The sequence below is a fragment of the Pseudohongiella sp. SYSU M77423 genome, assembly GCF_029911965.1.
Lineage (GTDB): Bacteria > Pseudomonadota > Gammaproteobacteria > Pseudomonadales > Pseudohongiellaceae > Pseudohongiella.
Window position 1 is genome coordinate 707,746 of the sequence record NZ_JARYTH010000002.1, and the last position, 14,192, is coordinate 721,937.

At 55.9% G+C, this 14,192-nt stretch carries 16 protein-coding genes; 9 read left to right on the plus strand and 7 right to left on the minus strand.

The genetic code is table 11. The features are described 5' to 3' along the window. Positions 1-5 precede the first annotated feature (5 nt). Genes QGM61_RS07060 through QGM61_RS07070 form a run of 3 tightly spaced genes read right to left on the minus strand, consistent with a single transcriptional unit; the run spans position 6 to position 2,571 of the window. Positions 6-1,289: a metal-dependent hydrolase family protein gene (locus tag QGM61_RS07060; protein ID WP_237133657.1), complete on the minus strand. Its 1,284-nt coding sequence runs from the start codon at positions 1,287-1,289 to the stop codon at positions 6-8. 29 nt (positions 1,290-1,318) lie between these two features. Next, a complete protein-coding gene (locus tag QGM61_RS07065) occupies positions 1,319-2,125 on the minus strand; it encodes a M15 family metallopeptidase (protein ID WP_281132456.1) in 807 nt (268 codons plus the stop codon). After that, positions 2,125-2,571 carry an acyl-CoA thioesterase gene (locus QGM61_RS07070; protein WP_237134632.1) on the minus strand — a complete coding sequence of 149 codons (447 nt, stop codon included), beginning with the start codon at positions 2,569-2,571 and terminating at the stop codon, positions 2,125-2,127. Before QGM61_RS07070 ends, QGM61_RS07065 begins: the two co-directional genes overlap by 1 nt. 99 nt (positions 2,572-2,670) lie before the next feature. Between QGM61_RS07070 and QGM61_RS07075 the strand changes: the two genes are divergently transcribed. Beyond that, the gene (locus tag QGM61_RS07075) at positions 2,671-3,558 is read left to right on the plus strand and encodes a glycosyltransferase family A protein (protein WP_281132457.1); all 888 of its coding nucleotides are present in this window, start codon (positions 2,671-2,673) and stop codon (positions 3,556-3,558) included. A 10-nt stretch (positions 3,559-3,568) separates the two neighbouring features. Here QGM61_RS07075 and QGM61_RS07080 read toward each other — a convergent pair whose 3' ends face one another. Further along, the gene (locus QGM61_RS07080; RefSeq protein ID WP_281132458.1) at positions 3,569-4,852 is read right to left on the minus strand and encodes an amidohydrolase; all 1,284 of its coding nucleotides are present in this window, start codon (positions 4,850-4,852) and stop codon (positions 3,569-3,571) included. 138 nt (positions 4,853-4,990) lie between these two features. Between QGM61_RS07080 and QGM61_RS07085 the strand changes: the two genes are divergently transcribed. From QGM61_RS07085 to QGM61_RS07100, 4 genes are all read left to right on the plus strand, one after another. Continuing rightward, a complete protein-coding gene (locus tag QGM61_RS07085; protein ID WP_281132459.1) occupies positions 4,991-5,812 on the plus strand; it encodes an HAD family hydrolase in 822 nt (273 codons plus the stop codon). A gap of 70 nt (positions 5,813-5,882) precedes the next feature. Beyond that, entirely contained in the window at positions 5,883-6,272 is a 390-nt protein-coding gene (locus tag QGM61_RS07090) for an MAPEG family protein (protein WP_237133651.1), read from the plus strand. Beyond that, positions 6,269-6,895, plus strand: coding sequence for a DUF938 domain-containing protein (locus tag QGM61_RS07095; protein WP_237133650.1), 627 nt, complete (start codon positions 6,269-6,271; stop codon positions 6,893-6,895). Before QGM61_RS07090 ends, QGM61_RS07095 begins: the two co-directional genes overlap by 4 nt. A 108-nt stretch (positions 6,896-7,003) precedes the next feature. Continuing rightward, positions 7,004-7,969, plus strand: coding sequence for an aldo/keto reductase (locus QGM61_RS07100; RefSeq protein ID WP_281132460.1), 966 nt, complete (start codon positions 7,004-7,006; stop codon positions 7,967-7,969). Positions 7,970-8,091: 122 nt separating this feature from the next. On the opposite strand, the gene QGM61_RS07105 is transcribed toward QGM61_RS07100, so the two are convergent. Next, positions 8,092-8,526 carry a c-type cytochrome gene (locus QGM61_RS07105; RefSeq protein ID WP_237133648.1) on the minus strand — a complete coding sequence of 145 codons (435 nt, stop codon included), beginning with the start codon at positions 8,524-8,526 and terminating at the stop codon, positions 8,092-8,094. A 131-nt stretch (positions 8,527-8,657) separates the two neighbouring features. Here QGM61_RS07105 and QGM61_RS07110 point away from each other — a divergent pair, with 131 nt between their 5' ends. The 3 genes from QGM61_RS07110 to leuB all read left to right on the plus strand — a co-directional run bounded on the left by QGM61_RS07110 (position 8,658) and on the right by leuB (position 11,470). Beyond that, positions 8,658-10,013: a DASH family cryptochrome gene (locus QGM61_RS07110; protein WP_281132461.1), complete on the plus strand. Its 1,356-nt coding sequence runs from the start codon at positions 8,658-8,660 to the stop codon at positions 10,011-10,013. Between the two features lie 95 nt (positions 10,014-10,108). Then, on the plus strand, positions 10,109-10,234 hold the full coding sequence (locus QGM61_RS07115) for a hypothetical protein (RefSeq protein WP_272907265.1): 126 nt from the start codon (positions 10,109-10,111) through the stop codon (positions 10,232-10,234). A 120-nt stretch (positions 10,235-10,354) separates the two neighbouring features. Then, entirely contained in the window at positions 10,355-11,470 is a 1,116-nt protein-coding gene (leuB, locus tag QGM61_RS07120; RefSeq protein WP_237133646.1) for a 3-isopropylmalate dehydrogenase, read from the plus strand. Between the two features lie 16 nt (positions 11,471-11,486). On the opposite strand, the gene QGM61_RS07125 is transcribed toward leuB, so the two are convergent. Together QGM61_RS07125 and QGM61_RS07130 are read right to left on the minus strand one after the other, a co-directional pair. Further along, positions 11,487-12,050: an RDD family protein gene (locus tag QGM61_RS07125; RefSeq protein WP_281132462.1), complete on the minus strand. Its 564-nt coding sequence runs from the start codon at positions 12,048-12,050 to the stop codon at positions 11,487-11,489. A 4-nt stretch (positions 12,051-12,054) separates the two neighbouring features. Continuing rightward, positions 12,055-12,558 (minus strand): hypothetical protein, encoded by a 504-nt coding sequence (locus QGM61_RS07130; RefSeq protein WP_281132463.1) that lies wholly within the window; start codon positions 12,556-12,558, stop codon positions 12,055-12,057. Between the two features lie 86 nt (positions 12,559-12,644). Here QGM61_RS07130 and QGM61_RS07135 point away from each other — a divergent pair, with 86 nt between their 5' ends. Then, positions 12,645-14,192 (plus strand): alpha-isopropylmalate synthase regulatory domain-containing protein, encoded by a 1,548-nt coding sequence (locus QGM61_RS07135; protein ID WP_281132464.1) that lies wholly within the window; start codon positions 12,645-12,647, stop codon positions 14,190-14,192.

The following is a 14,192-nucleotide window of genomic DNA, read 5'->3' on the forward strand; positions in this document are numbered from 1 at the left end:
CAAGGTCAGTCGTAGACCTGACCCTGTTTCATAACCCAGTCGACCTGCTGCAGCACAGTCACGTCGCTGAGCGGGTCGCCATCGACCGCAATCAGGTCGGCGCTCATACCGGGTTTAAGCGTACCTATCTCATTCTCCAGACCCAGCACGCCAGCTGCGACTGAGGTTGCACTCAACAGTGCTTCGCGGGCAGGCATGCCCGCCTCGACCATGTACTGAAACTCGATGGCATTGGTTGCATGCGGGAACACACTGGCATCGGTACCGAAGGCAATATTGACTCCATACTCATAAGCACGCGCAAAGGTGCCCTGAATCAGCGGGCCAATTTCACGTGCTTTTGGCACCACCAGCGGATGGTAGTACCCCTCAATCTCCGCCTGTTCGGCTACATATTTGCCCGCCGAAATCGTCGGAATATACCAGGTGCCATGCTCAACCATGGCCGCCATGACCTCCTCGTCCATATAGGTGCCATGCTCGATGGTATGCACGCCAGCCCGAATGGCGCGCAGCATGCCCTCTTTGCCATGCGCGTGCGCCGCGACATGCATACCGTAATCGCGGGCAGTGGCAACCACCGCTTCCAGTTCGTCTTCCATGAACTGCGGATTCTGACCTGAGGCCGCCACGCTCAATACACCGCCTGTCGCGGTAATCTTGATGTGATCGGCGCCATTTTTATATTGCTGGCGAACCGCTTCACGGGCATCTTCAGCACTGTTGATCACACCTTCTCCCGGTCCGGGATGACCCATCAGGTCATCGCGCCAGCCATTGGTCGGATCAGCGTGACCACCGGTAGTAGCCAGGCTTTTACCGACGGTGATGATGCGTGGACCCTCGGTTTTGCCCTGATTGATGGCATCGCGCAAAGCGATATTGACACCGCTGCCACCCAGCTCACGAATTGTTGTAAAGCCCGCGCGTAAAGTCTTGCGTGCATTCACCGCCGCGTCGAAGGCAATATCTGCCGGGTTTTTGGTGAATCGATTAAGTCCCTGAGTCGGGCTGGTTTCACTTTCGATATGCACATGCAGGTCAATGAGCCCGGGCAGCACCGTGCGCTCAGACAGATCAATCAGTGTGTCATTGGCGCCCGGCTGCAGGTACCCGTTTTCGATGGCGTTGATGCGTCCGTCCTGCACGATAAGTGTGACCTGCTGGCGAGCATCTGCACCACTGCCATCCCACAGGCTGCCGGCATGGATGTAGGTCGATTGGGCCAGCGCCGATTGTGCGCTCAGGGTCGTGATGACAATGCCAAGGGCAGAAATAAGTTTATTCATATCTTTGCGTCCGATTCTGTGGTTATTGATTATTGTTCTGTGCCAGTATGCTGCGGCAACGCGAAGTCGAAATATTGCTCCGGGAAGGGCTCGTCCCGCAAGGTGAAATGCCACCATTCCTGATCGTAATTATCGAATCCTGCGGTGTTCATGATATTGACCAGCATGCGACGGCGCGCCAGCACCGCATCACCTACCGCAGGATTGAATGTATGCGACAGGGCATCGAAACAGTCATAGGCTGTGCCCATATCCAGACTGTTGTCCGGCACCCGCTCGGCAACCGGTGCCCGGCAATCGTAGTCGCGGGCCAGTGCATCGACCTCTGGCTGTTCACTGTCCAGCGGTACCAGCGTCAGATCAACCGTGCTGCCGCGGCTATGACCACTGCGCTCGGCAATGTAGCCCTGCGAAAATAATTCCGCCTTTGGCACATCCGGGTAATAGCTGGCCTTCATGCGTTGATCAAACACCAGTTGAGCCCATTCAACAAAGTCATCCACGGCATGCTGGGGCCGATAGCAATCGTAAACCTTGAGCCCAAAACCCAGCGCGGCAAGGTGTGGCTGAATCTCGGCCAGGGCATTGGCAGCTTCAGTACTCAATACGCATTCGTTGGCGCTGTAGCCGGCAACCGGACGCCCAAGAAAATTGTTGTTGCCTCGATACCGGATATCCTGCTGAATATCCGGTGCCAGCTCTGATAACAGACTGAATCCATCCGGCAATTGCTGGGCAGATTGTGCATGTGCCAGCGTTGAGCCCAGACAGGCAATGCCAACCGCCAGAGCGGCACGGCGGCTTAATTTAGTGATACTGCTGTTTCCAGATGCCATCAAGGCTCTCCTTTGATATTGACCATCGCCTGGCCGTAGCCACTGACGAATTCCTGCGGCATGCGCCTGGCCTTGCCAGTGCTGAGCTCAATACACACGAATGCACTGCGTGCACGCAGCAGCGTGTCACCCCTGTCAGCTTTCTGAATCTGAAAGTGCCGGCTCAGCTTCAGCCGCCCGTCCGATTCTACAATCCAGGTGGCCACCACGAGTTCGTCGCCTTCGTATGCCGCCGCCAGATAATCGATTTCGTGACGCAACACGACCATGGCGCGATCCAGATCGCGATATTCTGCCAATGACAGACCCAGTGACTCGGAGTGACGCCAGGCACAGGCTTCCAGCCAGCGCACATAGGCTGCGTTATTGACATGCCCGAGCTCATCAATATCGGCACGGGTAACCGTCAATTCGTGCATAAAAGGCGCGGGATGGTCCCACTTCAGCATGCAACACTCCTGTATTTACTCATGCAGGACTGCAATTAGGCGCCATTCACCGTAAAATGGCCGCAGCCTAAAATCACTGCCAATCACTGGACCTGCATGGACATTTTTGTATTTTCCTACAATCGCGGCGACTTCCTTAAAAACTGTGTCGATTCGCTGTTGCGACACGCACCAGACAGCCGCATCTGTATTGTCGATGATCGCAGCACCTGTCCGGACACACAAGCTTATCTGTCGGCTTTACCGCCCGGTGTTGAGCTCATGCTGGGTCAGGTCAAGGACGGCGCACGACATGGTGGCCTCTACAATAATATGCAATTGGCCCTGGACAACAGCCGCAGCGAGCTGGTGTTTTTTATTCAGGATGATATGCAGGTGGTCCGTGATATCGATCAACAGGATCAGGACTACATCGAGGCGTTTTTTGCGCAGTACCCGGATGCTGCGTTTCTGCACCCCATGTTTTTGCGTGGCCGGCGCCATCGACGCGACCGACGCATCACACAGCTGGCAGACAATTTTCCTGTGTATTTCCGTCATCAGCCCGAGAAGAAGACACAGCGCGACCTGAGCTATGTGGACGGCGTCATCGCCCATGCGGGAAGGTTGAAAGCCAAAGACTGGCAGTTTGTAGAAGGCGAGGCGGCCAATGCTGATCAGGCGGCTCCGCTGTTTGGCAAAATGGGCATCTGGCCACACCCGGTCGCAATGTTCCTGCCAGAGGTTCCCGTTTACCGGGGCAAACACAAAACCCGAGCCGTACAACTGGCAGAGCGATGGGCGGGCACCGAGCCCAAAGCATTTTTGCCCATGACAGCTGAGCAGGTGGCCAGCATGCGCAGCCGTGACCTGCTGATACTGCCAGTAGCTGAAGATTTTCTGCAGTGCTCAGTACCGGTCAAGCGACCATTTCATTACAGCGTGGTCAACGTCTATCCGGCACTGCGTGTCTGGCACAAACTAACACAGTGGCTGCGGCGCTAGTGCGTTGCTCTTAATTTCCGTTCAGAAAATCCAGTGCCAGCGCCGTCATGGCACTCACGCCCACCGGCAAAGCCCGCTCATCGGCATAAAAGAACGGTGAGTGATTTGGATAAACCATGGCAGGGTCATCGGCGGCAATACCCAGGAAAAAGAACATACCTGGCACCTCATTGGCATAGTAGGAGAAATCCTCCGCGCCAGTAATCAGTGATGCCTCGGCAAATCGTTCACCCGCTACACGCTGCAGTGTCGACGACATGCGCCGTGTCAGGGCCGGATCGTTATTGGTAACTGGATAACCCAGCGAAATATCGACCTCAGCACTTGCTCCAGCACTTTCTGCAATCTGTTTGGCCGTTCGCTCCACACGCTGATGGATCTGACGGCGTGTCTCGGCATCAAAGGTACGAAGTGTGCCGATCATTTCTACTGAATCCGGGATGATGTTGCTGCGCAGACCGCCATTAATGGCCCCCACGGTCACAATCGATGGCGTCAGCGTGGCATCCAGCTGGCGACTGGGAATCGTCTGCAGGCCCAGTACGATCTGCGAGGCAATCACAATCGGGTCGATGCCCGCCCATGGGGCTGCGCCGTGAGTCTGCTGCCCCTGCACCCGAATCCGGAAGGAGTCGCTGGATGCCATGGTGCCACCTTCACGAACCGCAATCTGTCCTGCCGGAATCGGCCAGACATGCAGGCCGAACACGGCATCAGGGCGCAACTCGTCGAAAAGGCCTTCTTTCAGCATCAGTTCGGCACCACCCTCCTCGCCTTCGGGAGCGCCTTCCTCGGCTGGCTGAAAGATGAACATAACGGTACCGGGCAGCTCATCACGCATACCCGCAAGCACGGAGGCTGTACCCATCAAGATGGCCATGTGATTATCATGACCACAGGCATGCATCACTCCGACATCCTGACCGTTGTATTCGGTGCGCACCTGTGAGGCAAACGGCAGATTCACCTGCTCTTCCACAGGCAACGCATCCATGTCCGCACGCAGCGCAACCACGGGCCCGGGTCGACCACCGTGCAGAATACCAACGACACCCGTGTGTGCCACGCCAGTGGTGACCTCCATCCCCAGTGATTCCAGATGTGATGCGATCACACCAGCGGTCCTGAACTCACGATTGCCAAGTTCAGGATGCTGATGGAAGTCGCGGCGCCAGTCGACTACCTGCGGCATGACGGCATCAACACGCCCCTGCACATTGGCCGGCAGCGCCGGTGTCTGGGCACTAACAACCGCACTTGCGAATAGGAATAGCACTGCACTGAGCTGTTTCATTGTTCTGGCTCCTGAGTTGTCATTGTTGATCTGCCGGTACTGCCAGAAAGCGTAGCCCTGCGCGGCAGATAAATCCAGCGAGCTTTGTTACAATCATCGTTTTGCGAGTCCTTGGTGGGCCGCAGCCCGGTATTTGCTATGGAACTGTTCGTTTTTGATCTCGATGGTACGCTGCTGGATAATTCTTCCAGAATATCTGTGTTCACGCGCGACACTCTGCGCGAGCTGGAACGCAACGGTATTGCCTACACGGTAGCGACCGGTCGCAACCTGCATGCGGCCAAAGATATCATCGCCGATCATGGCTTCGGACTGCCCCATGTCTATACCAACGGTGTGCTGGTATGGGATCCACGTCTGGAAAGCATTTCTCTGGGCAACTTTCTGACCATTGTTGAGGCCAGACACATCCTGGCGGCCGCCGACCAGGCAGATCTGACGCCGTTTGTTCATACCATCAACAAGCAGCACCAGCACGCCATTTTCCACCCGCCAGTGCGACACTCGGTTGAGGAAAGGCTGCTGGGAGTGTTCGCTGCCCGCTCGGAGACGCCGGTCAAACCATTGCAGGCCATGCCGAACGACGTACAGATCACCAACATTAACATGATCGGTCAAAATGAATCTGTCGACTTCGTAAACGACAGCATCTCCAATGAACCACTGCTGGTTGCCTATTCCGGACCGGCCATGGAAGACCAGTCCCTCAAGTGGATTGACATTCACCACAGCGAGGCCAGCAAAGGGGCAGCAATTGCTGCACTGCGTGAGCAACTGGGCGCCTCCCGGGTTATCTGCTTTGGCGACAGCGACAATGATCTGAGCATGTTTGCCATTGCCGATGAGAGTTACGCCACCAGCAATGCCAAAGATCCGGTCAAAGCCGCCGCCACGGCTGTCATCGGGCATCACCATGAAGACGGTGTCGCCAGATTTCTGCGCCAACGATTTGGACTCTAGCTGCGCTTGTGAATACCCGTGCCAGACCTTATGATCGGGCCACCATTACATAACAACAGGGGAAGCCATCATGGCATGGGTAATGTTGATCGTCGCTGTCGCACTGCTGCAATACATCGTCTTCGGCGTACAGGTTGGACGAGCTCGGGGAAAATACAATGTGCCCGCACCAGCAGTTCAGGGCGACCCGACCTTTGAGCGTTACTATCGGGTGCAGATGAATACACTGGAAAGCCTGGTGATCTTTCTGCCGGCTATCTACATGTTTGCCAACAGTATCAGCGCATTTTATGCCGCCATACTTGGCCTGATTTTTGTCATCGGACGCCAGCTTTATGCCATCGCCTACGTGAAAGACCCCAAGACTCGTGGCCTTGGATTCGCTCTTACCATGCTGCCCAATCTGTTTCTTGTCATCGGGGCCATTGTGGCTGCCGTTATGGCGCTGCTTCCGGCATGAGGCAGAGTGCACCATCGGCGCTGCGTAACCGCGAACCAATCTGTCAGGTTCTGAAGTCGTTTGTAAAATCTGGTGACATGGCTCTTGAGATCGCAGCGGGTACTGGCGAACATGCCATTTTCTTCAGCCATGAACTGCCAGTTGCGCGATGGTGGCCCAGCGATATCAACCCCGATGCACTGTCGAGCATTGCCGCGTGGCGCGAACACGAGGGCATCGACGCGCTGCAGCCTCCACTTCTGCTGGATATCAGTGGCGAGCCTGCCCAGACCAGAGCGCAACTGGCAGTGGCCGGACTGGACCCTGTCGCGCTGGACCTCATCACCTGCATCAACATGATTCACATCAGTCCCTGGTCAGCGACACAGGGTTTGATGCGCCATGCAGAGGCCTTGCTGAATGCTGGTGGCATTCTGTATCTGTATGGCCCCTATCAGCGTGGCGGCCGCCATACTGCAGACAGCAACGCCGCGTTTGATGCCGACCTGCAAAGCAGAAATCCGCAGTGGGGCGTGCGGCACCTTGAAGATGTGGTGCAGCTGGCAGGCCAGCATCAACTTGAACTGGCGGACACGGTTGAAATGCCTGCCAACAATCTGAGTGTCATCTTCCGGCGGAGTTGACTGGTATCCGGCGGGCAATCCGGTTTTTGTTGATGCGGTATAAGCCCTCTGGGTAAACTGCCTCGCGCGGGTCTCTGAACAACCATTCAAACAAACCGGAGTAGTCTGATGAGCAATAACCGTGTTCTTTCGCGTCGCAAGTTCCTGGGTACCAGTCTTGGCGCAGGAGCGGCGCTGACTTTATCGCCATCCTTTCTGGCGCTGGCGCAGAATGCGTCACCCATCATGCGACCAATTCCATCTTCCGGACAGATGCTGCCTGCCATCGGACTGGGCAGCTCCGCCACATTTGCACAGGTGGCACGCAGCGAAGATATCAGCGCTGTTCGGGACGTACTGCAGCGGATGCACTCTTTGGGTGGGCGTGTGTTTGATACCGCTCCCGGTTATGGCGCATCGGAGGAAGTGGCAGGCCAGATTGCCCAGGAACTGGGTATCAATGACTCACTGTTCTGGGCAACCAAAGTCAATGTCGCCGGCCGGGATGGCGGCAGCGCAAACCCACAGGCTGCCCGCGAACAGATTGAAACCTCCTTCGAACGCATAGCCAAACCTGTTATTGACCTGATCCAGGTTCACAATATGGGTGACCCGGACACGCAGCTCGGCATTCTGCGCGAGTACAAAGAGGCTGGTCGCATTCGTTACATGGGTATTACTACTACCTTCCCCGGACAATACGATCACCTGATTGAGGTCATGCGCAGCCAGCCACTGGATTTTATCGGTATCGATTACGCCGTCGACAACCGCGACGTTGAGGAAACGATTCTGCCACTGGCCCAGGAACGCGGTATAGGCGTGCTGGTATACGCGCCGTTTGGCCGCACTCGTCTCTGGTCGCGTGTTGGCGACCGGCCAGTCCCTGAGTACGCCAGTGAATTCGATGCGTCAACCTGGGGACAGTTCTTCCTGAAATTTGTGCTCAGCCACCCTGCGGTCACCGCCGCCACGCCATCGACCAGTCGACCCAGCAATATGGAAGACAATATCGGCGCGATGCTTGGACGTCTACCTGATGAAGCCATGCGACGCCGCATGGTTGCGACCGTCGACGAGCTGCCGATGGTATAGCGAGAAGCTGCTTAACGAAGGGACCTGCGGCCAGGGAGAGATCGGCACAGGTATGAGGGTTTTCGCTTAGCCGTCTGCAGAATTGCCCTGCAGACGGCTATCGCGCCCGGCATTTATCAGACTTACAGTGTCCCGATGTAAGCTGCCAGATTCTGCATTTCGTCGTCGGTCAGTGCTGCCGCCGTCGCGTACATCATTGCACTTTGTGGACCACGCTCTTCCCGGTTTTTATAGGCTGTCAGCGCCTCTACGATGAAGTCCGGGCTGCGACCAGCCAGAGTCGGGCCAATGCCACCGCCGCCATTGGCGCCGTGACAGGCGGCACAGCTGGCGTAGGTAGCCGCACCAAGCTCTGCTGGACTGGCTGAGGCAGCCGCCTCAGCGGCAGCACGCTGCTGATCGAGAATGTTACCGTTGTCTGCTACATACTGTTCATAACAGTCGCCAATGCAGGCATGAACGCGTGATTGATTAGGCAGATCCAGATTCATCCAGGCGATTCCAATGACCGCTACGGTGCCCAATACAGTTAAAACCGGGATGTACACTTGCTTCATAATTACTCCTGAAATTCATAAGCACCGGTGATACCCTACATCTGCACGGAACAGACCCAAATTCACCGGTTTGATCTGCATCTTGCCGCGCGGCGCAATTTTACCCCAATTTACTCGATGGGCGCGATCACATGGCGACAACTTTGTACTGGATAACGAATGATTTGCGGCTTAGTGACAACCCTGCCCTGCTGCGGGCCTCACAAAGCGACGCATTAATTTGTGTTTATTGTGTTGATCAGCGATGGTTTCTGCCACATCGCTATCATATCAGCTCAATGGGCCTGCATCGCTGGCGCTACCTGAACGAGTCGCTTGCCGAACTGGGCCGTTCCCTGCGCGACCGCGGTCAATATCTTGATATCAAGTACGGCTACACAGAACAACAGCTAAGCCAGTTGATTGACCGACACCCCGTCAACCGCCTGGTCTGCAGTCGTCAGAATGGCAGTGATGAGCGCCGGATTCTGAGCTATCTGCAGTCTCGTTTCCCCAATCTGCAAGTAGTGCAGGTAGATAACAATACGTTGTATGAGCTCGAACAGATTGACACCGAACTGAGCACACTGAAGCAGGGATTTGCGGCATTTCGCCAGCGGGTTCAGAATCTTCCGCCACAACTTCCCATTCAGACGCCTGATTCGCTGCCCCGACCGCCACTGCGTGTTGTAGAAAGCAGCCCGTTACCCGCCTGGCTGCCAACACTGCCGCCGTTGGCAGCCAATGGCGGTCAGCGCCCCGGCGCCGACAATAGCGCGGATCTCGCTTTCCCGCCGGGTGAGTCGGCTGCCTCCAGTCATGCCAGGCGTTACTTCGAATCAGAGTTACCGATGACCTATAAGGAGACACGCAACGCGCTGTCTGGCAGGGACAACTCCAGCAGGTTATCAGCGGCACTCTCGCAGGGATGTCTGTCAGTGCGCCGTGCTGCACACATGTTGCAACGACACGAGGAACAAAACGGTGTCACCGCATCCAGTCAGCATCTGCTGCAGAAGCTGCTTTGGCGTGAATACTTTCACTGGCTGGCGCTGGCACAGCATGACAGCCTGTACCGCCTGAAAGGCCTGCGCAAGCAAGCACCGCATGCCTGCCTGCATCCTGAGCGATACCAGAAGTGGTGTCATGGCAATACGCCCTGGCCGCTGGTAAACGCCTGCATGAGGGAATTGAAGGCGACCGGCTACCTGTCTAATCGGGGACGTCAGATTGCAGCCAGTTGCTTTGTCAACGAACTGGGCATGGACTGGCGCTATGGCGCGGCCTGGTTTGAGCACCAGCTGGTTGATTATGATGTCGCGTCAAACTGGGGCAACTGGCAATATATCGCAGGCGTGGGTGTGGATCCTCGCGGTGGTCGACACTTCAATATTGAAAAGCAGGCGGCCCAGTTCGACCCTCACGGAGACTATGTGCGGCACTGGGCACCTGAGCAGCCAAATACCCAGCTGGACTCGGTTGATGCAGCAGATTGGCCCGTTTCGTAGGAGATTTACCCTAAATCCCCCCCATTCGGTGCTAGTAAGCATTGACAATGTTGTGTAATCTACGCTCCATGTATGACAAGGATGCAGGATCTGACATGGCACAAAATAACGAAGGCAAACCTAAAAAGTTTTTTGGTTTTCAGGTCAGCGATACAGTCTCGTATATCGTGGTGGTAATTCTGGCACTGATTTTTATCCGCCAGGTTATGCAGCTATTCTGATTGGCAGGGCCGGTCAGCAAACTTCCGATCCCCCTCCTGCCGTGTTAAATTAACGCCCTTTTTGAAATTCCCGTGCGGACGCAGGCCCGCCCGGGCCCTAATCTATATACAGGAATTCATATGTCTCAACATTACAAGGTCGCCTTGCTCGACGGTGACGGAATCGGCCCGGAAATCATGCGCGAAGCGGTCAAGGTGCTGGAACTCGTTGCCGAGCGCAATGACGTCACCTTTGACCTGATCCATACGCCCTTTGGCGCCAGCGCCTATTTTGAGTGCGGCCACCCGTTTCCGGAACAGACCCAGAAAGTATGTGATGAGGCAGATGCCATTCTGAAAGGTCCGATTGGTCTGAACCACCAGGAATCACAGAAGATCCCGGTCGATATGCAGCCTGAACGTGGTGCTCTGCTGCCGCTGCGCCGTCGTTACAATACCTACGCAAACTTCCGCCCGGTATTCCTGCCACAGGGTCTTGCGCATTTCTCGCCACTGAAAAAAGAAATCATAGGTGACGGCATTGATATCATGATCATCCGTGAGCTGGTCGGTGGCCTTTACTTCGGCGAGAAGGAAACGGGCACAACGGCCGATGGCATTCGTTATGTCAAAGAGATTCTGGAGTATGACGAAGTACAGATTCGTCAGATCGCCAAAGTCGCCTTCGAAACGGCACAGAGCCGCAAAAAAGTACTGCACAACATCCACAAGAGCAATGTGTTGAAGTCGAGCGTGCTGTGGAACACGGTCATTGAAGAAGTTGGCAAGGACTACCCGGACGTAAAGATCGAACACATTCTGGTTGATGCCGCCGCGACCTACCTCTGCCTGAACCCAGGTCGATTTGACGTGATGGTGATGGAAAATATGTTCGGCGACATTCTCAGCGACCAGGGTGGCGGCATTCTGGGCTCACTGGGACTGATGCCCTCAGCATGTATCGGTGACGAGAAGGCCTACTATGAGCCCTCTCATGGTTCGGCTCCGGATATCGCGGGTAAGAATATCGCCAATCCTTACTCAATGATCGGGTCTGTGGCGATGATGCTGGAGATGAGCTTTGGAATGCGCGAGGAATCACGTAACGTCTGGCACGCCATGCAAAGCGTATTTGCCGACGGCTACTCGACTCCGGATCTGTCCAAACCCGGCAGCGACGTCAAAATGATCGATACCCAGGCATTTGGCGACCGCGTCGTCGAGGCACTGCGAAAGCTGCCTGTACCCTCAGCCTGACAGGCGGCCCGGACCGTCAGAACGGTCTGGCATGTTTGGGTAGCAGGATCACCTTGCTGCCCGACAGCTTGTCATGCACTGCGTCCCGATCCCGGTCGACGTACATCCAAAAATACCCAAGCCCGGCCAGCCAGAAAGCTGGCCATGCGGCAACAAAACGTGTCACCGCCTGCCGCGCAGTCAAGGGCTGATTATCCAGACTCAGCACCCGAATTCGCCAGGCAATCATGCCCAGCGTCTGACCACTGCGGCACCAGAACCACACGTAGAACGCCAGTGAAGTACTCACCATCATGACAAACTGCAGAGCAGAAAGCACCGGGTGCGTAACCACCTCGCCGTCCACCAGTTGACTGGTGTTGTCCGCAAAAAAGCCGAAGATAAACAGCAGGACGTAGCCAAAACAGAACCAGATAGCCGCCACCAGAAACATATCGTACAACAGCGCTGCCAGACGCCGCAGCAGCCCTGCACGCGGCAGCTCAGCGATTTCTGCTGCATCCAGCAAACGGCGATCGATTTTGGTTTTGCCTGACTTGACTGCGGCGCCGGAGTCCGGCGCCTGACGGGAATCGCTCATGGGTTCAGAATACTTCCGGCGGGGTCATATCGACTGCAGCTTCGTCCGCGTCATCTTCGCTGCCAGGAGCACGTCGATTCGGAGCCACTGACTGCAGCAGACCACGCAACTGCTCCAGCTCCTCGGAGGTCGGTTGCTGCCTCGGCTCATCCAGTGACTCGCCGTCGAGCTCACTGGCAAAAAACACCTGATCAAAGGTGGTGCGCACATCCTTCATGCACATGATCGTAAACGAGGGCTCATCACGTTCTGTGCGATACTCATTCAGACGTCCGTACAACACTTCCTGACAATCCTCGTGACGGGCTGCGCGGCGTGCTGCAAGAACCAGCTGATTCTGTAAATGCGAATAACTGGCAGGCAGCCACAGACGGGCTACTTCCTTCTCGTCAAGCAGTTCTGTGCTGCCACCGGAAATACTCTGCGCCTGGACCACACCCGGGGTCAGACCCAGCGCGGACAGCAGGAACAGGGAGAAAATTGACAGCTTCAGTTTGTTTGTCATCATGTCCTCATTATCGGTCATTTCGCCACAAACTTAAACTCTGATAGAATCGCCGCTCTCGTCCAGACCAGTACCGGGACCCGTAACACATGACAGACTCGGCCAACGACACACGCCGCCACATTCGCCTGCTGGACACCACGCTACGCGATGGTGAACAGACCCAGAGTGTTTCCTTCACGCCCAAGGAAAAGCTGCAGATTGCCAAGTCACTGCTGCAGGCGCTGCGTGTTGACCGTATTGAAGTCGCTTCAGCGCGGGTCTCTGCGGGTGAACAACAGGCAGTCGCCGATATTAATGCCTGGGCGGCGCAGGAAGGCCTGCTGGAGAAAGTCGAGGTGCTCGGCTTTGTGGATTACACACTGAGCGTCAACTGGGTTCGTGATGCCGGCGGCAAGGTCATCAACCTGCTGGCAAAAGGCAGCGAAAAACACTGCCGCGAGCAGCTGGGCAGAACGCTGGAACAGCATGTCGACGACATCAGACGGACCGTGGCCTACGCGCATGAAAACGGTCTGCAGGTAAACATGTATCTGGAAGACTGGTCCAATGGTTACCGAGACAGCCGTGAGTATGTTTATGGCCTGGTGGCCGGTGTCAGCGATATTGGGATTCGCAACTTCATGCTGCCTGACACACTGGGCGTCATGACCCCGGATGAAGTGTTCGAGGCGCTCTCCGACATGGTGGATCGCTTTCCCGATCAACGCTTCGATTTCCATCCCCACAATGACTACGGACTGGCCACTGCCAACGTGATGGCCGCAGTGAAGGCCGGTGTCGACACCATTCATTGCACCATCAACTGCCTCGGCGAACGCGCAGGTAATGCATCACTGGCGGAAGTCGCCGTGGTATTAAAAGACAAAATGGATGTCCGACTGTCCATCGATGAAACCCGTATCGCCATGCTGAGTCGCATGGTCGAGAATTTTTCCGGCAAATGGGTTGCCGCCAATGCGCCCATCGTTGGTGCCGATGTCTTTACTCAAACCGCGGGCATTCACGCCGATGGTGACCAGAAAGGCGGGCTCTATATCACTGCCCTGCGTCCGGAACGTTTTGCCCGCAAGCGCACCTATGCACTGGGCAAAATGAGTGGCAAGGCCTCACTGGCCAATAACCTGGAAGAGCTGGGCCTGGAACTGTCCGACGAAGATCAGCGCAAGGTGCTTCAGGAAATCGTCAAGCTTGGGGACTCCAAGGCTTTGATCACGGCCGACGATCTGCCGTTCATCATTGCAGATGTGCTCGAACGACGCGAGTACCGTTACATCGAGTTGCTGAACTGCTACATCAGCAGTGGCCTGGATGTCGACAGTACAGCCAGTATCCGCGTGACCATTCAGGGCAAGAACTACAACGCTTCAGGATCGGGGAATGGCGGCTTTGCAGCCTTCATCGATGCCATCAGCAAGATCCTCAAGAAGCGCGACTTTGTCATGCCAGCACTGGTCGACTATGAAGTCCACATTCCACGTGGCGGCAATACCAATGCATTGACTGAATGTATCATTACCTGGCGGGTTGAGGAGCGGGAGATAAAAACCCGTGGCGTGGACGCCAACCAGGTGCTGGCGGCGGTCAAGGCCACCCTGCGCATGATCAACATCCGTATGCATGCACTGATCCCCTGA